Genomic DNA, 22,538 nt, shown 5'->3' with positions numbered 1-22,538 from the left:
GTGTGCCCGCTGGTTCGGCCCTCACTGCCAGGCGGGGCGCGGGGTGCGGGGCGGGCTGGCAGGTGGCGGGAATAGGATCGGGGCGATGTCGAAAAGCAAGAGCAAGCGACCCTCCGGCCATCCTGCGCGCGTGAACCGCGGCGCCGCTGCGCGCGGTGCCGGTGGCGGCGCCGGTTCGGGCAACCGCACCCCATCCGCCGCGGGCGTCGGTCCAGGGGCGCGCGCCGCCGCCGGGGCAGGGGGGCGCGCCGCCGCCGGGCCGCGGTCGGCTGCCGGGGCCTGGATCGCCGGGGCCCGACTGCGCACCCTCACCCTCTCCATCGCCCCCGTCGCCCTCGGCGCGGGAGCCGCCGCCGTGATGACCGACATCGACATCACCCTCGCCCTGCTCTGCCTCGCCGTCTCGGTGCTGCTGCAGGTGGGCGTCAACTACGCCAACGACTACAGCGACGGCATCCGCGGCACCGACGACTACCGCGTGGGCCCGCCCCGCCTCACCGGATCGGGGCTCGTGCCCGCCAAGCGTGTGCTCGCCGTGGCGATCGTGTGCTTCGGCCTCGCGGCGGTCGCGGGCCTCGCCATCACCGTGATCACGGGCCACTGGTGGCTTCTGGCCGTCGGTGCCGCCGCGATCGCCGCCGGCTGGTTCTACACGGGCGGCAAGCATCCGTACGGCTACTACGCCCTCGGTGAGGTCTTCGTCTTCGTGTTCTTCGGGATCGTGGCGACCGCGGGCACCACGTTCATCCTCGCCGGCGACGTGAGCACCGAGAGCTGGCTCTCGGGCATCGCGATCGGCCTCATCGCGTGCGCGGTGCTGATGGCCAACAACATCCGCGACATCGACCAGGACAAGCTCGCCAAGAAGCGCACGCTCTCGGTGCTCATCGGGCGCACCGCATCCCGCGTCGTGTACGTCGTGTACCTCGTGCTCGCCTACGCGATCCTGTGGTTCTTCAGCCTGCTGTACCCGCTCGCGCCGCTGGTGTTCTTCACGCTGCTCATCACGGTGCCGGCGTCGATCATCATGATCACGGCCAGGCAGCCACGCGAGTTCATCATCGTGCTGCAGCTCACGAGCCTGTTCGGGCTGCTCTACGGAGTCGGGCTCGGACTGGCGTTCGCGCTCTAGTCGGAGCTCTTCGTGCCGCTCCGGTCGATCGCGGTGTCCTCCACGTCCTCATCCTCCGAGGCGGCGGCGGGCTTGGTGCTCTGCGCCTGGCCGCGGTTGGCGCGCGCCTCGTAGAGCGATCGGGACGCCTCGTCGCGAGGCTTGCGCAGCACGATGATCGAGATGCAGAGCGAGATGAGCGCGGCGATGACGGCCGCGAGCCACGGCGTGATCTGCAGCACCAGCAGGAGCGCGAGCACGGCGGCGAAGATGCCCACACGGATGAGGGTGTACACGAGCCAGGTGCGTCCAGGATTCACGCTGTCGAGTCTAAAGCGTGCATCCTGACCGCCTGCCGGGACGCCGGAACGGGTGCCGATCCGCGGGGCGGACCCCGGTCCGGATCGACCACCGGAGATGCCCAGGTCACGGTCCTGCAACACGCAGTCTGCTCCCGGATGCCGGGGGTACGCTTACTCACATGGCCCGCGTCCTCCTCGCTCTCGTCATCGTCGTCGTGGCGTTCACCGTCTACGCCCTCGTCGATTGCCTGATGCTCCCGAAGGCCCGCGTGAAGGTACTTCCGAAGGTCGCGTGGGTGTTCATCATCATCCTGTTCACCCCCATCGGCGGCATCCTGTGGCTCATCTTCGGGCGTGCCCGCCGTGTGAACTCCGCGCCAAAGCGCGCGATGGGGCCGGACGACGACCCCGACTTCCTCGGCACCATGCGCGTCGTGCCCGACCCCACTGAGGACGAGCGGATCCGCGAGCTCGAGAAGCGTCTGGCCGAGACCGACGACGAGACGGACAACGACAGAACCGACCGGTGAGCCCGACCGAGCCGCGGGCCGACCGCGCAGGTGGTTCGGCAGACGACCGCGAGCCCCTGGTAGGCCTCGATCCCGACCGCGCAGAGGGTTCAGCAGGCGATCGCGAGCCCCTGGCGGGCCTAGATCCCGATCACGCAGAGGGTTCAGACGATCGCGAGCCCCTGGCCGGCCTCAATTCCGATCACCACGAGGTCATAGCCGCAGACGCGGGCGCACCCACGGCGAGTGCCGCCGCCACGTTCGCCGACCGGCTGCTGCGTGCGTTCGTCGAGCGCGGGGTGCAGCACGCGATCGTGTCGCCCGGCTCACGTTCGCAAGCCCTCGCGCTGGCGCTCGCGGCGCTCGAGACGGAGGGCCTCGTGCGACTGCACGTGCGCATCGACGAGCGGGTCGCGGCCTTCACCGCCCTCGGCATCGCCCGCGAGACCGGCCGGCCGGCCCTCGTGGTGACGACCTCGGGCACCGCCGCCGCCAACCTGCTGCCGGCGGTCGTGGAGGCGGGCCACTCCGGCGTCCCCATGATCGTGCTCACGGCCGACCGCCCCTCCCACCTCCGCGGCACCGGATCGAACCAGACCACGTGGCAGCCCGGTCTCTTCGGCCGCTTCGTGCGCTCCGAGATCGACGTGCCGGCCCCCACGCTCGAGGCGATCCCGGATGCGCGGGCGCTCGCTGCCGCGGCGTTCGAGACGGCGACGGGCGCAGCGCGGGGGCCCGTGCACCTCAACCTGCAGTTCGTCGAGCCGCTCTCGGGCCCGCTGTTGCCGGAACCCCCGGATTCGCTGGAACCCAGCGATGTTAATGGCGACCTGATCCTGGGCTGGGCGGGCGCGACGGCCGTCGCCGCATCCGTGCCCCGCATCCTGCACCTGGCCCGCGGCCCGCGCACTCTCGTGGTGGCCGGTGCCGACGCGGGGGAGCGGGCCAACGCCGTCGCCCTCGAGGCGGGCTGGCCGCTCGTGGCCGAGGTGTCGAGCGGGGCGCGCTTCGGGCCCAACCTCGCGCAGCACCACCGCGAGCTGCTCGACCACCCCGACTTCGGTGGCCGCGTGGAGCGCGCCGTCGTGTTCGGCCACCCCACGCTCAGCCGCCAGGTGGCGGCCCTGCTCGCCCGTGACGGGCTCGAGCTCGTGGTGGTGGAGGGGCCGGGGGAGCCCGTGGTCCCGCATCCGGATGCCGTGCTCGTCGACGACGTGACCGTCGACCCCGAGGACCGCTCCGACCGCGCGGCCCGCGCCTGGACGGGCCAGTGGGTGTTCGCCGGCCGCGAGCTCGCCGAGCTGGCGGCGGAGGGCGACGACGTGGCGCCCCCGGTGATCGTGCAGGGCGGCAGCGACGACATCGAGGGCTCGCGCGCCTACGCCAAGCGCGAGCTCGAGGTGCTCAACGCCCCCATCACGCGCCGTTCCCTCGTACTCGCCGTGTGGCGGGCCACCTGGCCGCACGACCGCCTGGTGCTCGGCGCCTCCCGCCTCATCCGCGAGCTGGATGCTGCGGCGCCCGGCAAGCGGATCCCGGTGCACTCCAACCGCGGCCTCGCGGGCATCGACGGCACCATCGCCACCGCCACGGGCATCGCCCTGGGCAGCCAGACGGCGGCGGCCCGCGCGGGCACCACACGCGTGCTGCTCGGCGACCTCACGCTGCTGCACGACGTGGGAGCGCTGCTTCTGCCGATCGGCGAGACGGAGCCGCGTGTGCAGGTGATCGTGGGCAACGACGGCGGCGGCACCATCTTCGACGGGCTCGAGGTGGCGGGATCGGCCTCTCCGGACGCCTTCGACCGCGTGATGTTCACCCCGCAGGGCGTCGACATCGCGGCGCTCGCCGCGGCCTACGGCTGGAGCCACCGCCTCATCGCCCGCCGCGGCGACCTCGACTCTGCACTGGCCTCGCCTCCGGCGGGTCGCAGCATCGTGGAGGTCCGCTTCGGGCGCTGAGCGGATCGCGGGACAGCGCCGGGCCAGACCTGGCAGGCGACCTCTCCTGCACAATCGCGCTCGGCGCGTGACGGATCAAGGGACCTGGGGAGAACAGCTCGCTGTCGGATCCGCGAACTAGGCTCGACACGTGACAGACACCACAGCCTCCGCCGCTCTCGACACCCTCAGCCGGGTGTTCGGCTACGACTCGTTCCGCGGCGACCAGGCCGAGATCATCGACCACATGATCGGCGGCGGCGACGCCGTGGTGCTCATGCCCACGGGTGCGGGCAAGTCGCTCTGCTACCAGGTGCCCTCGATCGTGCGGAAGGGCACGGGGGTGGTGGTCTCGCCGCTCATCGCGCTCATGCACGATCAGGTCGAGGCCATGAAGGCCGTCGGCGTGCGTGCGGCCTTCCTCAACTCCACGCAGGACTCGGCCACGAGGGCCGAGGTCGAGAACGCTTACCTCGCAGGCGAGCTCGACCTGCTCTACGTCGCTCCCGAGCGGCTCTCCTCCGAGAGCACGAAGCGCTTCCTCGCCAGCGGCGAGATCGCGCTCTTCGCGATCGACGAGGCTCACTGCGTGTCGCAGTGGGGTCACGACTTCCGGCCCGACTACCTCGCGCTCGCGGAGCTCGCCGAGCGCTGGCCGGATGTGCCGCGCATCGCCCTCACAGCCACGGCCACCGAGGCGACCCACAAGGAGATCACGTCGCGGCTCTCCCTCGGCGAGGCCAGGCACTTCGTGGCGTCGTTCGACCGGCCCAACATCCAGTACCGCATCGATCCGAAGAACGAGGTGCGCAAGCAGCTGCTCTCGTTCATCCGTGCCGAGCACGCGGGCGATGCGGGCATCGTGTACGCGATGTCGCGCAAGACCGTGGAGCAGACGGCGCAGTTCCTGGCCCAGAACGGCATCGACGCCATGCCGTACCACGCGGGGTTGGATGCCGGGGTGCGTGCGCGCACGCAGGCCAGGTTCCTGCGCGACGAGGGTGTGGTGATCGTGGCCACGATCGCGTTCGGTATGGGCATCGACAAGCCCGACGTGCGGTTCGTGGCGCACATCGACCTGCCGAAGTCGGTGGAGGGGTACTACCAGGAGACCGGTCGCGCGGGGCGTGACGGTCTGCCCTCGACGGCGTGGATGGCGTACGGCCTCAACGACGTGGTGCAGCAGCGGCGCATGATCGACGAGTCGCCCGGCGACCTGGCGCACCGCCGCCGGCTGTCGTCGCACCTTGACGCGATGCTCGCGCTGTGCGAGACCGTGCACTGCCGCCGGGTGAACCTGCTCGGCTACTTCGGGCAGCCGAGCGAGCCGTGCGGCAACTGCGACACGTGCATCACGCCTCCCGAATCGTGGGACGGAACGGTGCCGGCGCAGAAGCTGCTCTCCACGGTGGTGCGGCTCGATCGCGAGCGCAATCAGCGCTTCGGGGCGGGGCACCTCATCGACATCCTGCGCGGCAAGCGCACCGACCGGGTGGGTCAGCAGGGTCACGACACGCTGAGCACGTGGGGCATCGGGGAGGATCTGAGCGAGTCGCAGTGGAGGGGCGTGGTGCGGCAGCTGCTGGCGCAGGGCCTGCTCGCGGTGAACGACGACGGGTACGGCACCCTGGTCATCACGCCCGCGAGTGCCGAGGTGCTCTCGAGCACGCGCACGGTGCAGCTTCGGCGCGAGCCTGAGCGGCCGGCGCGGTCGGGGTCGGGCAGCGCATCGGGAGGCGCGGGCGGATCGGGTCGCACCCGCTCGTCGGCGGCCAAGGCCGATCTCTCCGATGCTGACGCCGACCTGTTCGAGGAGCTGCGTGCCTGGCGTGCCGCCACAGCGCGCGAGCAGGGGGTGCCCGCCTACGTGGTCTTCCACGACGCCACCCTCGCGGCGGTCGCGTCGTTGCGACCCGCCTCGGTCGAGGCGCTCGAGGGCATCGCCGGCATCGGGGAGCGCAAGCGCGACTCGTACGGCGCCGGTCTCGTGGAGGTGGTCACCGCGGGTGTCTTCACCCCGTCGGAGGAGTCCGCAGACGGAGCCGCCCCGGCTCCCCGAGCGGCCCGAGCGACCTCGTCGCCCTCCGCTGGCGGCACATCGGGAGGCTCGCCATCCTTCGGCTCACGGTCGGGCGGCACGCGCTCGGGTGGCGCCGGGTCGGGCGGCTCGCGCTCGGGTGGCTCGCGATCCGGTGGTCGCAACGACCGGCGTTCGGCGCCGGCGCGGGGCGCCCAGCCCTCGTTCGACGACGCGCCCCCTTACGACGCGCCACCCCCCTTCGACGACGTGCCGCCGGACGACGAGTACCCCCCGTTCGACGACATCCCTCCCTACGACGACGCAGACGCCCCCCGCTGACGCACCTGCCCCCCCGTTGACGCACAGGGGTGGGCGGCCGAGGCCGGTGGGGCGGGCGCTACGTGCGGGCGGCCAGGAGGGTCTGCATGTACTCGATCTCGCTCTGCTGGGCCACGATGATGGCGTCGGCGAGCGTGACCACGAGCGGGTTGGTGGTGCGTGAGACGGCCGCCTCGGCCATTTCCACGCCGCCGCGGTGGTGCGCGATCATGAGCTCGAGGTAGAGGCGCTCGGCGTCGACGCCCTGCAGCTGCTGCAGCTCCTGGAGCTGCTCGAAGGTGGCCATGCCGGGCATCTCGCCGCCCGGGGTCATCGGCTCGGCGGTCGCCGCCGTGCCCGTGCTCGCGGCGTCGCCGGTGCCGGTGCCGGTGACGGCGTCGGCGCCGTGGCCGTGGCCCGAGTCGGAGCCGTCGAGGGTGGGCTGCGACATCCAGCTCATGACCGGCTGGCTCGACGCCTGCGGGAGGCCCCACGAGTTGAGCCAGGCGTACATCTGCCCCGACTGCTGCGACTGCGACGTGGCGATGTCGTAGGCGAGCGATCGCACCTCCGGATCATCGGTGACGTCGCGCAGGATGAGCGACATCTCGACGGCCTGGTTGTGGTGAGTCTGCATGTCGCGCGCGAAACCCGCCTCGACGCTCGTGTCGGTGGGAGTCGGCACGCGGGGTGCGGCCAGCCATCCGGCCGAGAACGCAGCGACCACGAGCACCGCCACCGCCACGACGGCCGCGAGCACGACCCGACCGCGCCCCGCGCTCTTCACAGCGACCGCGGGGTCGGACGGGGCGGTCGGGTCGCCGGAGGAACGAGGGGCGCTGCCGCCCTGCTCAGCCCCGGTCGTCAAGCGACCTTGCCCGCGGCGTCGAGCCCGCCGGTGCACGCGGCACCGGGCTCGGGAGCGTCGTTGGAGCGCCAGAACTTCTGCACGAAGTCGCCGAGGCGCTCGTCGTTCACACCATCGAGGAAGACCTGGTTGTCCCACGCCGAGATCACCACGGGCGAGCTCAGGCCGGGGAACGGCGAGAGCACCACGTAGTTATCGGGCAGCTGGTCGCGCAGGGTCTGCACACCGGCCTCGTCGACGACGTCGGGGTTGTACGTGACCCACACGGCACCGTGCTCGAGGGCGTGCACGGCGTTCTCGTTGGGCACGGCCTCCTCGTAGACACCGCAGTTGAGCCAGACGGCGTTGTGGTCACCGCCGGCGGGCGGGGTCTGCTCGTAGTCGACCGTGCCCTCGACGTGGTTGGCGGTGAGGTCGTAGGTCTGCAGGTCGGCGATCGAGATCGAGGCCGGATCGACCTGCGGCTCGGCGCTCGTGACCACGAAGGTGATGATGAGCCCCACGGCCACGACACCCGCCACGGCCCCACCGATGATGCCGAAGCGCTTGTTGCGCTGCTGCCGCTTCTGCTGCGCTACGAGGGCGGCGACCTTCTCGGCCCGGCGGGCGTCGCGCTCCTCTTTGACGGTCAGCTTCTTGGCCTGCTCCTTCGCCTTGGGGGGCACGCCACCGGCCGAACCGGAGGAGGACGACGAGGAGGAGGACGAGGAACGGGTGGCGTCGTCGTTGCGAGGAGTCACGGGTCTCATTTCGAAAGGGACTTATTGTCGAGACAACTATTCCGGATCCTGCTGGGGAATGCATGAATACACGCGCATACCCGATGGGGAATGTGCGCCGTGTGAGGGTAGGGGCATGTTCAAATCCGTGCTGCGCGGCGTCACCCGACCCGTGGCCCGGGTGCTCTACCGACCGACCGTCGAAGGGCGCGAGAACGTGCCCCGCGAGGGGCCCGTGCTGTTCGCCAGCAATCACCTGAGCTTCATCGACAGCGTGGTCATCACGCTCATCGCACCCCGTGACGTGCGGTTCCTCGCCAAGTCGGAGTACTTCGACGCCCCCGGCGCGAAGGGCAGGCTCTCGAAGAGCTTCTTCGAGTCGATCGGCGCCATCTCCGTCGACCGCGAGAGCGCCACCGCCGCGCAGGACTCGCTCGAGAGCGGTCGCGAGGTGCTCGAATCCGGCGGCGCCTTCGCCATCTACCCCGAGGGCACCCGATCCCGCGACGGTCGCCTCTACAAGGGCCGCACGGGCGTGGCCTGGCTCGCACTCACCACGGGGTGCCCCATCGTGCCCGTCGGCCTCACTGGCACCGAGGAGCTGCTGCCGGTGGATGCGAAGATCCCGCGGATCCGGCCGGTCACCATCCGCTTCGGCGAGCCGATCGACCCCACGACCTATGGGGAGGCGGGCGCCGCGCGGGCCCGCCGGCGGCTGACCGACGACGTGATGGCGGCCATCGGCACCCTCTCGGGCCAGGTGCTCGCCAACGCCTACAACGAGCCGCCTCCCGCCTCGGTGGTGGAGCGGGTGCGCCGCGCCCTGCACCGCAACGACCCGCTCTGACCCGCGACCCGCTCTGAACGACCCGCTCTGACCCGCTCGGCAGCCCCCAGCCAGCCAGAGCGCGTTTGTCTCTCTCGGCTGGGAGAACGCCCCGCTGACTGTGGGATCCCTACAGTCGACCATCGAGCGCCCCGGCCCCTCTTTGTAGGCCGCTGACGGGTGATTTCGAGGCGGATCGAAGGCCTCTTAGCGTGGGAGTCGACTCAATCAGCGATGAAGAGGACCAGAGATGACGAACACGCTCGACACCGAGACGGCCGAGATCGAGAAGGACCTCGACGAGACCGCCCGAGTGCCCCAGAAGGGTGCAGGCAAGAACGGCAAGGGCGCCGGACGAGACGGCCGGAGCGGCAAGCCCGCCAAGACCGACCGCGCCGACGTGGTGGTCGCCCGCACCGACGTGGAGTGGCTCGGCCGCTACCTGCTGGGCACCTGGTCCGAGGTGCGCCTCGCCTCCCGTGAGCTGACGGCCCGCCCCGAGATGCAGCGCATCGACGGCCAGAGCGTGGCCGAGCACCGCGAGCGCGTGTTCGAGCAGCTCAAGCTCCTCGTCAAGGACGGCGCCGTGCACCGCGCGTTCCCCAAGTCGGTCGGCGGCCAAGACGACCACGGCGGCAACATCGCGGGCTTCGAGGAGCTCGTGACGGCCGATCCGAGCCTGCAGATCAAGTCGGGTGTGCAGTGGGGCCTCTTCGGTGCGGCCGTGCTGCACCTCGGCACGAGCTACCACCACGAGACGTTCCTCCCCGCGATCATGAGCCTCGACGTGCCCGGCGCCTTCGCGATGACCGAGACCGGCCACGGATCCGACGTCGCCTCCATCGGCACCACCGCGACCTTCGACGAGGAGTCGGGCGACTTCGTGCTGAACACCCCGTTCCGCGGCGCGTGGAAGGACTACCTCGGCAACGCCGCCCAGCACGGCATCGCCGCCGTGGTGTTCGCCCAGCTCGTGACGAAGAACGTGAACCACGGCGTGCACGCCTTCTACGTGCCCATCCGCGATGCCGCGACCGGTGAGTTCCTGCCGGGCATCGGGGGCGAGGACGACGGCATCAAGGGCGGCCTCAACGGCATCGACAACGGCCGCCTGCACTTCGACGACGTGCGCGTGCCGCGCGTCAACCTGCTCAACCGCTACGGCGACGTGGCAAAGGACGGCACGTACTCGAGCCCCATCGAGAGCCCCGGTCGCCGCTTCTTCACCATGCTCGGCACGCTCGTGCAGGGCCGCGTCTCGCTCGACGGCGCCTCGGTGGCCGCGGCGAAGATCGCCCTCACCATCGCCGTGACCTACGGCAACGAGCGCCGCCAGTTCACCGCCGGCAGCGACACCGACGAGGAGGTGCTGCTCGACTACCAGCTGCACCAGAAGCGCCTCATGCCGAAGCTCGCCACCACCTACGCCGCGAGCTTCGCGCACGAGCAGCTGCTCACCAAGTTCGACCAGGTGTTCTCGGGTGCCGCCGACACGGATGCCGACAGGCAGGACCTCGAGACCCTCGCGGCCGCCCTCAAGCCGCTCAGCACCTGGCACGCGCTCGAGACGCTGCAGGAGGCTCGCGAGGCCTGCGGCGGCGCCGGCTTCCTGGCCGAGAACCGCCTGGTGGGCCTGCGCGCCGACCTCGACATCTACGCCACCTTCGAGGGCGACAACCACGTGCTGCTGCAGCTCGTGGCCAAGCGCCTGCTGAGCGACTACAGCCGCCGCTTCGCCAAGGCCGACTTCGGGGTGCTCGCGCGCTACGTGGTGGAGCACGCCTCCGACAGGGCGGTGCACGGATCGGGTCTGCGCTCGCTCGCGCAGCGGGTGGCGGACTTCGGATCGACCGCCCGCTCGGTGGGGCAGCTGCGCGAGACCGCCGCCCAGCGCCAGCTGCTGACCGACCGCGTGGAGACCATGGTGGGCGAGGTCGCCACCAAGCTGCGGCCCGCCTCGAAGCTCTCGCAGAAGGCCGCTGCCGATCTGTTCAACCAGCACCAGGCCGAGATCATCGAGGCCGCACGAGCGCACGCCGAGCTGCTGCAGTGGGAGGCGTTCACGGATGCCCTCGAGGGCGACGCCGTCGGCGCAGGTATGGACGACGGCACCCGCGTGGTGCTCACCTGGCTGCGCGACCTCTTCGGGCTCGGCCTCGTGGAGAAGCACCTCGCCTGGTACCTGCTCAACGGTCGCCTGTCGCCCCAGCGGGCCCAGGCCGTGGGCCTCTACACCCAGCGGCTCTCGGCGCGCATCCGCCCGCACGCCCAGGACCTCGTGACGGCGTTCGGCTACGGCCCCGAGCACGTGCGCGCGGCCATCGCGACCGGCGCCGAGAAGGCCCGCCAGGTGGAGGCCCGCGACTACTACAAGGCCGCTCGAGCCGATGGCACCCTTCCCGCTCCCGAGAAGAAGCCCAAGGCTCCGCGCCGGTAGCACGTACCGCGCCCGTCGGAACGGGGCTGACGGGCTTCGTAGAATGAACCCGTGACCTCGGCTCCGCGACCCTTCGATCCGCCGCAGCTCGAGGCCACGGCGTCGATGGTGCGCGGCATGAGCCTGGGGCTGGCCTGCCTGTCGATCGTGCTGCTCGTGTTCGTCGTGGGCCTCGAGACGGTGCTGCCGGTCGCGCCGGGCAACGCGGTGCGCGACGGCATCGGGCTCGGCATGGTGGCGGTGGGCTCGTGGGCGCTCTTCGCGGTGGCCGCCTCGGTGCGCTCACGGTCACGGTCGCGCCCCGGGCGACCGGATGCGGGTGCCGCGTTCGGCTGGACGGTCGCGCTCATGGTGGTCTTCGGCGGCGGCAGCATCCTCACCGCCTTCGCGCTCGACATCGCGCTCGAGACGTCGGTGCTCGCCATCGCCACACCCGCGGCGGTCGTGCTCTGCATCGTGGTGCCCGGGGTGTACATCGCCTTCGCGGCCCGCGGCGTGCAGAGGGCCGCGCGGGGGGTGCCGCCGCACCCCGCCGATCCGTCCGCCGCGTCCGCCGCGGGCACTGCCGACTGGCTGCATCCCGCCGATCCTGCGTGGGCAGGCAACCCGCCCCACCCCGCCCACCCTCTGCCGCCTCCGCCCGGCGCCTTTCTCACCGTCCAGCAGGCCGAGGCCGCCCTCGACCTCGCCGTCTTCCCCGCGTGCGCCGTCACCGCGAGCCCCGAGCACATCGACGCCGCGGCGATGCTGCTCGACCAGCAGCTGCGCACCGCTGACTACCGCCCCGCCGAGCCCAGGACGCCCACGCCCTCCGTGCGCCTCTTCGAGCGGGGCCCCGGCCGCCGGGCCCTGGCGCTCGCGGCCGACGTGCTCGTGCAGGGCGGCGGGGGAGACTTCACCCTCGCCCTGCGGGTGCTGCTCGAACGCACCTCGCCCACCGAGCTGCTCGTCTCGGTGCACGGCGTCGACACGACACTGCGGGCGCGCTTCGACCCGGAGGCGGAGTTCGGCGACACGCTCGACACCGTGCGGTCGTCCATCCCCGGCGTGCAGGTGAGCCCCTGGTTCGGCGCGAGCTCCCTGCCCCCGCACCTCGCCTCCTCCCCCTCCGGCTTCCGCCACCTCGTGTAGCAGGCCGCGCACGCCCGCGCGGAACCCCTGGCGCCCGCGCCCCGTCGCCCGACTGGTACCGGGGTACCACGCTGCGCTGCGCGGCGGGCCGAAGGACCAGACCTGGGGCGGATGAGCGCGCCGGGCGCCGTCCGTAGCGTGAGAGATGCGCAGAGAGCGCACCCATCACGACCCAGGAGGACGGATGATCGAGGCGACGACCTTGACCAAGCGCTACGGCGCGAAGACAGCGGTGGACGGGGTGAGCTTTGTCGTGCGGCCCGGCCAGGTGACGGGATTCCTCGGCCCGAACGGCGCGGGAAAGTCCACCACCATGCGCATGATCGTGGGGCTCGACCGGCCCACGAGCGGCCGCGTGACGGTCAACGGCATGCCCTACTCCGAGCACCGCTCGCCGCTGCACGAGGTGGGGGCCCTGCTCGAGGCGAAGGCCGTGCACACCGGCCGCAGCGCCCGCAACCACCTGCGCGCCATCGCCGCAACCCACGGCATCCCGCGCCGTCGCGTCGATGAGGTCATCGACCTCACGGGCCTGCACTCGGTGGCCGGCCGTCGCGTGGGCGGCTTCTCGCTCGGCATGGGCCAGCGGCTCGGTCTCGCCGCCGCCCTGCTCGGCGACCCCGCCACCCTCATCCTCGACGAGCCCGTGAACGGTCTCGACCCCGAGGGCGTGCTGTGGGTGCGCGGCTTCGTGCGGCAGTTCGCCGCCGAGGGCCGCACCGTGCTGCTCTCGAGCCACCTCATGAGCGAGATGGCCCTCACCGCCGACCACATCATCGTGATCGGCAAGGGCCGGGTCATCGCGGATGCGCCGGTCGGCGACATCGTCGGCTCCACCCAGACCTTCGTGCGGGTGCGCAGCCCCCGAATCGACGAGATCGCCCGCCGCCTCTCGCAGCCCGACGTGGAGGTCACGAGCACGACCGCCGACACCATCGAGGTGCGCGGGCTCGACGCCGACGTGATCGGCGACGCCGCCCTGCAGCTCGGGGTGCCGCTGCACGAGCTCACCCCCGTGCAGGGCTCGCTCGAGGACGCCTACATGAGCCTCACCCGCGACGAGGTGGAGTACCGCACCGCCGTGCCCTCCGAAGCCGCCACCACCGAAGGAGCACTCCGATGACCGCCGTGACCGCGCCCGCCGTGGCCCGCCTCTCGCACCAGCCCCTGCCCGACGCGAAGCTCACCTTCGGGGGAGTGCTGAAGAGCGAGTGGATCAAGCTCACCACGGTGCGCTCGACCATCTGGGCGTACGCGATCATGATCGCGCTGCAGGTGGGCATGGGCGCGCTGATCGTGCTCACCCAGGAGCCGGAGTACCTCGCCGCCTCACCCGCGGCCGACACCGTGGTCTTCTCGGCGAGCCTCGGTGTGATGCTCAACCAGCTCGTCATCTCCGTGCTCGGTGTGCTCGTGATCACCGGGGAGTACGGCACCGGGCAGATCCGCTCGAGCCTCACCGCCGTGCCGCGTCGACTGCCTGTGCTCTGGGCGAAGGCGATCGTCTTCAGCGTCACGAGCTTCGTGGTCGGCCTCGTCTCGGTGTTCGCGAGCGCCGCGGTCAACTGGGGGCTGCTCGATGCGCGCGGGGTCTCGCTGAGCCCGTTCGACATCGAGGTCTGGCCGCACCTCGTGGGTGCCGCCGGCTACCTCGCGCTGCTCGGGCTGATCGCCTTCTTCGTGGGTGCCCTCATCCGGCACACCGCCGGAGGCATCGCCGCGGCGATGGGCCTCATCCTCGTGGTGCCGAGCGTGCTGGCCTTCATCACCGCCGAGTGGGTGACCGTGCTCAGCCAGTGGCTGCCCTCGAGCGTGGGCCAGGGGCTGTTCTTCGCGAGCGACGTGTTCGAGCCGTGGCAGGCGCTGCTGGTTATGCTCGGGTGGATCGCGGTCGTCGCCACGCCCGCCGCCGTGCAGCTGAAACGGAGAGACGCCTGACCGACGAAAGACGCACGGCCGACGAGAGACGCACGGCCGACGACCTGCGCCTGCCCAAGCCGCCCGGGTTCATCCGCTCCTACTTCGCCCGCTACCCGTGGGTGCTGGACGGACTGATCGCGGGCGGCTACGCGGTGCCGATGGGCGTCGTGGCGCTCCTCTCCTTCGGGGGCGCGGTGTTCGGGTCGTCTCCGTACGGGGACGACCCGATCCGCAGCACCCCGCTCTGGGGTCTGTTCCTCATGTACGTGACGGCGGGCCTCGCCATGGCGCTGCTCTTCCGCCGTCACGTGCCCGTGGTCACGGCGGCCATCTGCGCGGCCTCGATGTTCGTGGTGCCCCCCTTCACGAACCAGCTCGACGTCGTCCCCATGATGTTCGCGCTCTACGCGCTCGCCGTGTACCGCTCGGCCAGGTCGGCCTGGCTCTGGACGGCGATCGGCGCAGGCATCGCCGTGCTCTCGACCGTGCTGGCGAATCCCTTCGAGCTCGCCGTGATCGTGGGCTACGTGGTGCTCACCACCATGCTCATGACCATCGCCACCCTCGTGGGCATCACCTTCGGCAACCGCCGCCGCTACATCCTGGCCCTGCTCGACCGCGCGAGGCAGCTGGCCCGCGAGCGCGACCAGCAGGCGCAGCTCGCGGCCGCCGCCGAGCGGGCCCGCATCGCCCGTGAGATGCACGACATCGTGGCGCACTCCCTCACCGTGATCGTGGCGCTCTCGGATGGCGCGGAGGCGAGCATCGACCGCTCGCCCGAGACGGCCAGGGAGGCCGTGCGGCAGACGGGCATCACGGCGCGGAGGGCCCTCACCGACGTGCGGCGCTCGCTCGGCGTGCTCACCGAACCCGGTGGCGAGGGCGCGACGGGCCGTGCGACCGGCGAGCCCGCTCCCATCGCTCCCCAGCCCGGGCTCTCCGACCTCCCCGAGCTCATCGCCTCCTTCCGCGCCGCCGGGCTGCCGGTGCGCTTCACCACGGCCGGCGACCCGCCCACCGACCTGCCGCTGCAGGTGACCGTCTACCGCGTGGTGCAGGAGGCCCTCACGAACGCCCTGCGCTACGCCGTGCAGGTGACGGCGGTCGATGTGGTGCTGCGCTACGTGGCCACGCCGGGAGGGGGATCCGCCGTGTCGATCGAGGTGGCCGACGACGGCGTCGACCCCGGTCGCGAGGCCTCCTCCACCGGGTCGGGCCGTGGACTCATCGGCATGCGCGAGCGCGTGGCCGTCTACGGCGGCACCGTGAGCGCGGGCCCCGCAGGCAGCCGCGGCTGGCGTGTGCACGCGACCCTCCCCACGACCCCCCGCGACGACGACGGAGCCCCACGATGACCGACGACGCCCCCGCGCTCTCCGCGCCCGCCCCGGGTGACGGAGCCGCCCCCACCGCCGGCCGCATCCGCCTGCTGCTCGTCGACGACCAGCAGCTCATCCGGCTCGGCATGCGCATGGTGCTCGATGCCGACCCCGGTTTCGAGGTGGTGGGCGAGGCGGGAGACGGGTACGAGGCCGTGGCCGCGGTGGAGCGGCTGCGCCCCGACGTCGTGCTCATGGATGTGCGGATGCCCGGCATGGACGGCATCGAGGCCACCAGGCGGGTGGTCGCGGCGCACCCGCAGAGCCGCATCATCATCCTCACGACCTTCGACCTCGACGAGTACGCGTTCGCCGGGCTCAACGCCGGGGCCAGCGGATTCCTGCTCAAGGACGCCAAGCCGACCGAGCTCGCCACGGCCATCAGGGCGGTCGCCTCGGGAGATGCGGCCGTGTCGCCGCGGGTCACCAGGAAGCTGCTCGAACTGTTCGGCCCGCAGCTGCCGAGCTCCGCACCGGGGACGGGTGCAGGCACCGGCTCCGCCGCGCCCCGGGAGTCCGCCTCCGATCCGCGCTTCCAGAGCCTCACCGAGCGCGAGCGCGAGGTGCTCGTGGCCATGGCGGAGGGCCTCACCAACACCGAGATCGCCGCGCGCTTCTACCTCTCGGAGTCGACCGTCAAGACGCACGTGGGCCGTGTGCTGCAGAAGCTCGAGCTGCGCGACCGCGTGCAGGCGGTCATCTACGCCTACGGCGCCGGGCTGGTCTGAGGGCCTGGCTGGTCTGAGCGCCGGATCGGGCTGAGCGCGCACGGTACTCTTGGCTCACCCGCCCCCGATCGAGGAGAACGCATGTCCGTCGGACTGCTCGCCGTCGTCGACGACATCCTGACCGCCGCCCTCAAGGCCAGCGCCAAGACCGCCGGCGTCGTGATCGACGACGCCGCCGTCACACCGCAGTACGTGCAGGGCCTCACGCCGGCGCGCGAGCTGCCCGTGGTGTGGAGGATCGCGCTCGGCAGCCTCTTCAACAAGTTCATCATCATCATCCCGCTCGCCCTGCTGCTCTCGGCCTTCGCGCCCTGGGTGCTGCCGTTCCTGCTCATCATCGGCGGAACGTACCTGTGCTTCGAGGGTGCGGAGAAGGTGACCGAGTGGTTCGGGGTGCACCACGGTGCCCACGACGAGGGGGCTCGGGATGAGAAGAAGCTCGTGTTCGGCGCCATCCGCACCGACCTCATCCTGAGCACCGAGATCATGCTCATCGCCCTCGCGAGCCTCGACCCCGACTTCGGCATCTGGATGACGCTCGGATCCCTCGTGGTGATCGGCCTCGGCATGACCGTGATCGTCTACGGTGCCGTGGCCCTGCTCGTGAAGATCGACGACGTGGGCCTCAGGCTCATGAAGAGCCCCACCAGGCGGGTGCGCCGCACGGGGGCCCGCATCGTGGCGTCGATGCCCGCCGTGTTCCGCGTGATCAGCATCGTGGGCACCGTGGCCATGCTCTGGGTGGGTGGCCACCTCGTGATCGCCAACCTCGCCGAGACCTTCTGGCACGGACCCTACGACCTGCTGCACGTCGTGACCCACGCCGTGGAGGGTGCGGGCCCCGTGGTGGTGTGGATCGCCGACACCGCGATGTCGGCCGTCTTCGGACTCGTGCTCGGCATGCTCATCGTGCTCATCATCACGGGCATCAAGCGCGTGCTGCCGCGCCGCGAGACGGCCGCCGCCGCGCACTGACCCGTCGCGCACTGACATCCCCTGACGAGAGGATCCCGATGTTCCAAGCCCAGGAAGTGCTCCGCAGGAAGCGCGATGGACTCGAGCTGTCGACCGAGGACATCCGTTCGTTCGTAGCCGGCATCGGCACGGGCGAGGTGGGTGAGGCGCAGATCGGCGCCTACACGATGGCCACCTACCTCAACGGCATGACCACCCGCGAGATCGTGGACCTCGTGCTCGCCATGCGCGACTCGGGCACCGTGGCCGACTGGACCGCCGCGGGCGTCGACCACTCCAAGGTGATCGAGAAGCACTCCTCGGGCGGGGTGGGAGACGAGAAGATCACCCTGCTCGTGGTGCCGATCGTGGCGGCCGCCGGTGTCTTCATCCCGAACATGTCGGCCTGGGGGCTCGACTACTGCCCGGGCGAGATCGACATGCTCGACTCGGTGCCCGGTTACCAGGGTGCACCGAGCGTGCAGACCTTCGTCGACACGGTCGCCCGCACGGGAGGCGCGATCATCGGCCCGAGCCCGGAACTCGCACCGGCAGACGGCACGATCTTCAAGGTGCGCGACACCACGGCCACGGTCGAGAGCGTGGCGCTCATCACCGGCTCGATCATGTCGAAGAAGCTCGCGGCCAACCCCTCTGGCGTCGTGATCTCGGTGGGCTGCGGCAACGGCGCGTTCATGCACACGCTCGATCGGGCGCGCGAGCTCGCGAACTCGATGTCGAACGTGGCGACGGGCGCGGGCATCCCGAGCGTGATCATGATCACCGAGCTCAACTCGGTGCTCGGCACGACCGTGGGCAGCGCCGTCGAGATGATCGAGACGATCGACTTCCTCACCGGGGCCGAGCGCGACCCGCGGGTGCTCGAGCTCGTGCTCGAGCTGTGCTCCGAGATCATCGCGATGGCGGGCCTCGCGGGCGACGCCGCCGGGGCACGTGCGATCGCGCTCGAGCAGCTGGAGTCGGGGCGAGCGGCCGAGAAGTTCGGCGAGATCATGGCCGCTCAGGGATGCCCGGCCGACCTCGTGCAGAATGCGCGCGCGATCCTGCCGACGGCCACCGTCATCCGCCCGGTCGTCCCGGCCACCGCGGGGTTCCTCGCCGCGATGGACACCACCGAGGTGGGGCTCACGCTCGTGGAGCTCGGCGGCGGGCGGCAGAAGCCCGAGGACGACATCGACTTCACGGTGGGCTTCAGCCGGTTCGCGCAGCTCGGCGACGCGGTCGGGCCTGAGGCGCCGATCTGCGTGGTGCATGCGCGGAGCGAGGCAGAGTGGGAGCGGGCTGCCGCCCGCGTTCTGGCCGCGATGACCGTCTCGGTGGAGCCCGCAGCGCCCGCCCTCCCCATCGTCATCGAGAAGATCGTCGCCAGGTGAGACGCGGGGCGCTCGTCCCGCTGGCCGCCACGACTCTCGCCCTCGTGCTCACAGGGTGCGCGGCGTCGGGGGTCGGACAGGCCGGGGTGGCACCGCTGCCCGCTGACGCGGTCGTGGACTACCAGCTCGGTGGTGCCTACCCTCCGCCGGACGGCGTGACGGTCGTGGCGCGCGACAGCACCGACGAGCCGGCGGAGGGGATCTACAGCATCTGCTACGTCAACGGCTTCCAGACCCAGCCCGGCGCGGACTGGCCGAGCGAGCTCGTGCTGCACGACGCATCCGGAGCCGAGGTGTTCGACCCCGGCTGGCCCGACGAGCGGCTCCTCGACATCCGCACCGCCGAGAACCGGGAGCGCGCGGCCGCCGAGATCGGGCGAGCGATCGAGGGATGCGCCGACGACGGCTTCGAGGCCGTGGAGTTCGACAACCTCGACTCGTACACCCGCTCGGGCGGCGCCTTCGGCCTCGAGGAGGCGGTGGCCTTCGCGACCCTCCTGGTCGACCGGGCGCACGCCTCGGGGCTCGCCGCGGGCCAGAAGAACACGCCGCAGCTCGGCGAGAGGGGGCGCGACGACGTGGACTTCGACTTCGCCGTGGCCGAGGAGTGCGTTCACTACGAGGAGTGCGGCGCGTACACGGATGCCTACGGGCAGCAGGTCATCGACATCGAGTACGAGGGCTCCATCGAGCAGATCTGCACCGACCCCGAACGACCGGCGGGCACGGTGCTGCGCGACCGCGACCTCACCCCCGCGGGCGACCCCGCCCACGTCTACGAGCACTGCTGACGCCCAGCCCGAGAGCAGCCGCCCGCGACTTCACCTCCCGTTCACCCGACATTGGGTTGCGGCGACGCGTGCAGGCCGCTTCGGGCACGGAGGATGGTCGGCATGGGTGGCGTCGCGGGTCGAGGGTCGGGCCGCACCGGCGTGCCCGAGATCGACTCGAGGCTCTGCGAGACGATGGTGATGTTCGCCTGGAACGGCACCATCGTGGTGGATGCCGATCGCGCTCGCGCCGCCCTCAACCACGTGCTCGTGCGCCGTGGCCTGCCCGCCCTCGGGGAGGCCGAGTTCGCTGTGCGGTTCCGGCTGCCGATGGGTGAGCTGTTCGAGCGCCTCGGGGTGGAGACGGGCGACCTGCCCGGCGCCGAGGAGGAGTGGGCCGTGGAGCTCGCCGCCGTGCGCGCCCACCTCAGGGAGGGCGCCGTGGAGTGCCTCGGTGCGCTCAGGGGTGCCGGAGCCTGGCTCGGCGTGATCTCGTCGGCGTCGACCGCCGCGGTGCGCTTCGACCAGCGCTCGCTCGCGGTGCCCGCGGTCTGGAACTCGGTCGACACCGCGGTGTCGGACACCTTCGAACTGCTGCTGAGGCACCGCCCGGTGCGCCCGATCGCCTACTTCGTGGGGGATGCGCCTGACGACCTGCGATCGGCGTCGGCCGCGGGCTACACGCCCGTGGGAGTGTTCGACCCCGCCACCGCGGAAGCGGGGCGGGGTCGGGACGCACTGCGCGCGGCCGGGGCGACCCATGTCATCGACAGCCTCGAGGAGCTGCTCGACATCGTCGCCTGACCGCCCGCCCGATCAGTGGGCGTGCGAGTGGGCGGGTGCCGCGGGGGCAGCCTCCGCAGCGGCCGGCTGCTCGGCGTCGTCCTTGAGGTACTGGTACGGGTTCGTGAGGATCTCGACCTCGGGGATCTCGGGGTTCATGCCCGACTTCCAGGTCTCCTCGCCGAGCTCGCCCTGCAGGTAGGCGACCGTGTCCTCGAGCTTCGCGCGCACCGAGGGCAGGTGGCCGCCGGTGAGCTTGCCGTCGAACTTCACGGCCTCGCCGCCCACGAGCACGGTGTGCACGTCGCCGCGACCCACCTGGTAGACCACGTGGCCGTAGGGGTTCACGATCGGGGTCATGGTGGGCGAGTCGTCGTTCTTGAGCAGCACGATGTCGGCGAGCTTGCCCTTCTCGAGGCTGCCGATCTGGTCGAACTTGCCGAGCGCCTTGGCGCCGCCACGGGTCGCCCAGTCCACCACGTCCTCCACCCGCAGCACGGCGTGGGTCACGGTCTCGCCCTTCTCGTGGGCGATCAGGTGCTCGAACGACCGGTCGGCGCCGATGGTGGAGCGCATGGCCGCGAACATGTCGGCGCTGAACCACACGCTCGTGTCGACCGAGAGCGAGGTCTGGATGCCGTGGCGACGCAGAGCGTGCGCCGGCGGGTAGCCCTGGCCGCACGTCTGCTCGCTCTCGGTGGAGAGCGAGACGGTGCCGCCGGTGCCCGCGATCATCTGGTACGACTCGTCGTTGAGGCTCGCGGCGTGCACGTAGACGGTGCCGGGATCCATGACCTTGTTCTCGTACATGCGGCGCACACCGGTGTCGTCGGTGGCTCCCCACACGCCCACGTGGGTGGTGACACCCACGCCGAGCTCGCGGGCCGCCTCGAAGGCGGCCTTCTCGAGGAAGTCCTCCTCGGCGGCAGGCACGTCGAAGGCGAGCTGAGCGCCGAACAGGCGCGAGTCGTCGCGAGCGCGCTCCACGAGGCGGCGCACCTCGGGATCCTTCGTCCACTCCCAGGGGGCGGCGGCGAGGTTGCCGTAGGCGAAGACGAAGCGGCCGGGCGAGCCGGCGAGCGCGTCGAGCGCCGCCTCTCCGTGCTCGGGCGTGCGCAGGCCGTGAGACCAGTCGACGCTCGTGGTGACGCCGGACTCCACGGCATCGAGCGCCGAGACGAGGTTGCCCGCCGCTACGTCCTGCGGGCGGAACTTCATGCCGTGCTCGAGGTAGTACCACACGAAGTACTGCGTGAGGGTCCAGTCGGCGCCGTAGCCGCGCATGGCGGTCTGCCACATGTGGCGGTGCGTGTCGACCATGCCGGGCATGACGATCCCGCCCTTGGCGTCGATCTCGAAGGCGCCGTCCGGCACGGCCAGGTCGACGCCGACATCAGCGATCTTCCCGTCGATCACGAGCACGTCGCCGCGCGGGATGATGGTGTGGGCGTCGTCCATGGTGAGGACGATGGCGTTCCGGAACACGATGGGCTGATCGGGCCGGGGGGTAGGGGTACTGGACATGGTGGGCGCTCATCCTCCTTGACTTGCGATTCACTGCTGAGTTCACATTAAGCGTTGCTGCACAGGCTGTCGAGTAGAGCTTGTCATAATTGTCGGACAATATAAACGCACATTTAGTTATAGTGTGTACAACGAACACGCGCGAAGAAGGGCTGGTTGAAGTGAGCGATCGAACCATCGTGATTGTCGGGGGCACCTCGGGCATCGGACTGGAACTCGCGAAGGACTGCATCGCGCAGGGCGACAGCGTGGTGATCACCGGCCGGGACCAGACCCGCACCGAGGAGATCGCCGCGACGCTCGGCTCCTCCGCCACGGGCATCGCCCTCGACATCTCCGAGCCGAGGACCATCGCCGAGCAGCTCAAGCCCGTCGGCCAGGCGCACGGCCTCGTGCTCGCCGCCATCGAGCGCGACCAGAACACCATCCGCGACTACGACATCGAGCGCGCCATCCGCCTCGTGACCCTCAAGCTCGTGGGCTACACCGAGACCGTGCACGCCCTGCTCGACCGGCTCGACCCCACGGTCGACACCGGCATCGTGCTGTTCGGCGGCCGGGCGAAGGATCTGCCCTACCCGGGCTCCACCACCGTCTCCTCCATCAACGGAGGGGTCACGGGCCTCGTGACCACGCTGGCCCTCGAACTCGCCCCCATGCGCGTCAATGCGCTGCACCCCGGCATCATCGGGGACAGCCCGTTCTGGGCGGGCAAGCCGGCCGGAGTGCTCGACGGCTACGAGAGCCGCACCCCGGGCGGAAAGCTCGCCACCATGGAGGACGTCGTGGGCGCCACGCAGTTCCTCCTCCGCAACCGCGGTGTCTCCGCGGTCAACCTCTACGTCGACCGCGGCTGGTCGATCACCTGACCCGACACCCGCACGGGTGCCTTTTCAACGACGAAA

The 22,538-nt window shown here is 71.1% G+C and carries 19 protein-coding genes and 1 pseudogene; 16 read left to right on the top strand and 4 right to left on the bottom strand.

All coding sequences use genetic code 11. The features are described from left to right. Positions 1 to 85: 85 nt before the first annotated feature. Positions 86 to 1,132, top strand: coding sequence for a 1,4-dihydroxy-2-naphthoate polyprenyltransferase (locus tag ACEXQC_RS15740; RefSeq protein ID WP_374824437.1), 1,047 nt, complete (start codon positions 86 to 88; stop codon positions 1,130 to 1,132). Here the strand turns inward: ACEXQC_RS15740 and ACEXQC_RS15735 are convergent. Next, a complete protein-coding gene (locus tag ACEXQC_RS15735; RefSeq protein ID WP_374824434.1) occupies positions 1,129 to 1,431 on the bottom strand; it encodes a DUF4229 domain-containing protein in 303 nt (100 codons plus the stop codon). The genes ACEXQC_RS15740 and ACEXQC_RS15735 overlap by 4 nt on opposite strands. A gap of 161 nt (positions 1,432 to 1,592) precedes the next feature. Between ACEXQC_RS15735 and ACEXQC_RS15730 the strand changes: the two genes are divergently transcribed. The 3 genes and pseudogenes from ACEXQC_RS15730 to recQ form a co-directional block, all read left to right on the top strand. Next, positions 1,593 to 1,943, top strand: coding sequence for a PLDc N-terminal domain-containing protein (locus ACEXQC_RS15730; protein WP_374824430.1), 351 nt, complete (start codon positions 1,593 to 1,595; stop codon positions 1,941 to 1,943). Next, positions 1,940 to 3,883 carry a 2-succinyl-5-enolpyruvyl-6-hydroxy-3-cyclohexene-1-carboxylic-acid synthase gene (gene menD, locus ACEXQC_RS15725; protein WP_374824427.1) on the top strand — a complete coding sequence of 648 codons (1,944 nt, stop codon included), beginning with the start codon at positions 1,940 to 1,942 and terminating at the stop codon, positions 3,881 to 3,883. Before ACEXQC_RS15730 ends, menD begins: the two co-directional genes overlap by 4 nt. Before the next feature lie 130 nt (positions 3,884 to 4,013). After that, positions 4,014 to 5,867, top strand: a pseudogene (recQ, locus tag ACEXQC_RS15720) (DNA helicase RecQ); the annotation flags it as partial. Positions 5,868 to 6,279: 412 nt separating this feature from the next. Here recQ and ACEXQC_RS15715 read toward each other — a convergent pair. Beyond that, positions 6,280 to 7,068 (bottom strand): DUF305 domain-containing protein, encoded by a 789-nt coding sequence (locus tag ACEXQC_RS15715; RefSeq protein WP_374824424.1) that lies wholly within the window; start codon positions 7,066 to 7,068, stop codon positions 6,280 to 6,282. Then, complete coding sequence (locus ACEXQC_RS15710) at positions 7,065 to 7,808, bottom strand: thioredoxin-like domain-containing protein (RefSeq protein WP_374824421.1); 744 nt, start codon at positions 7,806 to 7,808, stop codon at positions 7,065 to 7,067. The genes ACEXQC_RS15715 and ACEXQC_RS15710 overlap by 4 nt, the downstream gene beginning before the upstream one ends. 115 nt (positions 7,809 to 7,923) lie before the next feature. Between ACEXQC_RS15710 and ACEXQC_RS15705 the strand changes: the two genes are divergently transcribed. From ACEXQC_RS15705 to ACEXQC_RS15655, 11 genes are all read left to right on the top strand, one after another. Further along, positions 7,924 to 8,634, top strand: coding sequence for a lysophospholipid acyltransferase family protein (locus ACEXQC_RS15705; RefSeq protein ID WP_374824418.1), 711 nt, complete (start codon positions 7,924 to 7,926; stop codon positions 8,632 to 8,634). Between the two features lie 229 nt (positions 8,635 to 8,863). Beyond that, complete coding sequence (locus ACEXQC_RS15700) at positions 8,864 to 11,050, top strand: acyl-CoA dehydrogenase family protein (RefSeq protein ID WP_374824414.1); 2,187 nt, start codon at positions 8,864 to 8,866, stop codon at positions 11,048 to 11,050. A gap of 51 nt (positions 11,051 to 11,101) precedes the next feature. Beyond that, positions 11,102 to 12,181, top strand: coding sequence for a hypothetical protein (locus ACEXQC_RS15695; RefSeq protein ID WP_374824411.1), 1,080 nt, complete (start codon positions 11,102 to 11,104; stop codon positions 12,179 to 12,181). 184 nt (positions 12,182 to 12,365) lie between these two features. Beyond that, the gene (locus ACEXQC_RS15690) at positions 12,366 to 13,304 is read left to right on the top strand and encodes an ABC transporter ATP-binding protein (RefSeq protein ID WP_374824408.1); all 939 of its coding nucleotides are present in this window, start codon (positions 12,366 to 12,368) and stop codon (positions 13,302 to 13,304) included. Beyond that, complete coding sequence (locus ACEXQC_RS15685) at positions 13,301 to 14,119, top strand: ABC-2 transporter permease family protein (RefSeq protein ID WP_374824405.1); 819 nt, start codon at positions 13,301 to 13,303, stop codon at positions 14,117 to 14,119. The genes ACEXQC_RS15690 and ACEXQC_RS15685 overlap by 4 nt, the downstream gene beginning before the upstream one ends. After that, positions 14,062 to 15,456 (top strand): sensor histidine kinase, encoded by a 1,395-nt coding sequence (locus ACEXQC_RS15680; RefSeq protein WP_374824402.1) that lies wholly within the window; start codon positions 14,062 to 14,064, stop codon positions 15,454 to 15,456. Before ACEXQC_RS15685 ends, ACEXQC_RS15680 begins: the two co-directional genes overlap by 58 nt. Beyond that, positions 15,453 to 16,208, top strand: a complete 756-nt coding sequence (locus ACEXQC_RS15675) for a response regulator (protein ID WP_374824399.1) — start codon at positions 15,453 to 15,455, stop codon at positions 16,206 to 16,208. Before ACEXQC_RS15680 ends, ACEXQC_RS15675 begins: the two co-directional genes overlap by 4 nt. An 81-nt stretch (positions 16,209 to 16,289) precedes the next feature. Beyond that, positions 16,290 to 17,183 carry a DUF808 domain-containing protein gene (locus tag ACEXQC_RS15670; RefSeq protein ID WP_374824396.1) on the top strand — a complete coding sequence of 298 codons (894 nt, stop codon included), beginning with the start codon at positions 16,290 to 16,292 and terminating at the stop codon, positions 17,181 to 17,183. A 38-nt stretch (positions 17,184 to 17,221) separates the two neighbouring features. Then, positions 17,222 to 18,556: a thymidine phosphorylase gene (locus tag ACEXQC_RS15665; RefSeq protein ID WP_374824393.1), complete on the top strand. Its 1,335-nt coding sequence runs from the start codon at positions 17,222 to 17,224 to the stop codon at positions 18,554 to 18,556. Continuing rightward, complete coding sequence (locus tag ACEXQC_RS15660) at positions 18,553 to 19,347, top strand: endo alpha-1,4 polygalactosaminidase (RefSeq protein WP_374824390.1); 795 nt, start codon at positions 18,553 to 18,555, stop codon at positions 19,345 to 19,347. The genes ACEXQC_RS15665 and ACEXQC_RS15660 overlap by 4 nt, the downstream gene beginning before the upstream one ends. Positions 19,348 to 19,449: 102 nt before the next feature. Continuing rightward, complete coding sequence (locus tag ACEXQC_RS15655) at positions 19,450 to 20,130, top strand: HAD family hydrolase (protein ID WP_374824387.1); 681 nt, start codon at positions 19,450 to 19,452, stop codon at positions 20,128 to 20,130. Positions 20,131 to 20,142: 12 nt separating this feature from the next. Here ACEXQC_RS15655 and ACEXQC_RS15650 read toward each other — a convergent pair whose 3' ends face one another. Next, positions 20,143 to 21,633 carry an amidohydrolase family protein gene (locus ACEXQC_RS15650; RefSeq protein ID WP_374824384.1) on the bottom strand — a complete coding sequence of 497 codons (1,491 nt, stop codon included), beginning with the start codon at positions 21,631 to 21,633 and terminating at the stop codon, positions 20,143 to 20,145. Between the two features lie 161 nt (positions 21,634 to 21,794). Here ACEXQC_RS15650 and ACEXQC_RS15645 point away from each other — a divergent pair, with 161 nt between their 5' ends. Further along, the gene (locus tag ACEXQC_RS15645) at positions 21,795 to 22,502 is read left to right on the top strand and encodes an SDR family NAD(P)-dependent oxidoreductase (RefSeq protein WP_374824381.1); all 708 of its coding nucleotides are present in this window, start codon (positions 21,795 to 21,797) and stop codon (positions 22,500 to 22,502) included. Positions 22,503 to 22,538 lie beyond the last annotated feature (36 nt).

This window comes from Herbiconiux liukaitaii, from assembly GCF_041927495.1.
Lineage (GTDB): Bacteria > Actinomycetota > Actinomycetes > Actinomycetales > Microbacteriaceae > Herbiconiux > Herbiconiux liukaitaii.
The sequence above is the reverse complement of the archived record's forward strand: the minus strand, read 5'-3'. Positions and strand labels throughout refer to the sequence as shown.

Coding starts and splice junctions, on each gene's coding strand:
- ACEXQC_RS15730 (WP_374824430.1), top strand. CDS start 1,593: ATGGCCCGCGTCCTCCTCGCTCTCGTCATCGTCGTCGTGGCGTTCACC.
- ACEXQC_RS15655 (WP_374824387.1), top strand. CDS start 19,450: ATGGGTGGCGTCGCGGGTCGAGGGTCGGGCCGCACCGGCGTGCCCGAG.
- ACEXQC_RS15675 (WP_374824399.1), top strand. CDS start 15,453: ATGACCGACGACGCCCCCGCGCTCTCCGCGCCCGCCCCGGGTGACGGA.
- ACEXQC_RS15740 (WP_374824437.1), top strand. CDS start 86: ATGTCGAAAAGCAAGAGCAAGCGACCCTCCGGCCATCCTGCGCGCGTG.
- ACEXQC_RS15690 (WP_374824408.1), top strand. CDS start 12,366: ATGATCGAGGCGACGACCTTGACCAAGCGCTACGGCGCGAAGACAGCG.
- ACEXQC_RS15700 (WP_374824414.1), top strand. CDS start 8,864: ATGACGAACACGCTCGACACCGAGACGGCCGAGATCGAGAAGGACCTC.
- ACEXQC_RS15705 (WP_374824418.1), top strand. CDS start 7,924: ATGTTCAAATCCGTGCTGCGCGGCGTCACCCGACCCGTGGCCCGGGTG.
- ACEXQC_RS15665 (WP_374824393.1), top strand. CDS start 17,222: ATGTTCCAAGCCCAGGAAGTGCTCCGCAGGAAGCGCGATGGACTCGAG.
- ACEXQC_RS15670 (WP_374824396.1), top strand. CDS start 16,290: ATGTCCGTCGGACTGCTCGCCGTCGTCGACGACATCCTGACCGCCGCC.
- ACEXQC_RS15685 (WP_374824405.1), top strand. CDS start 13,301: ATGACCGCCGTGACCGCGCCCGCCGTGGCCCGCCTCTCGCACCAGCCC.
- ACEXQC_RS15650 (WP_374824384.1), bottom strand. CDS start 21,633: ATGTCCAGTACCCCTACCCCCCGGCCCGATCAGCCCATCGTGTTCCGG.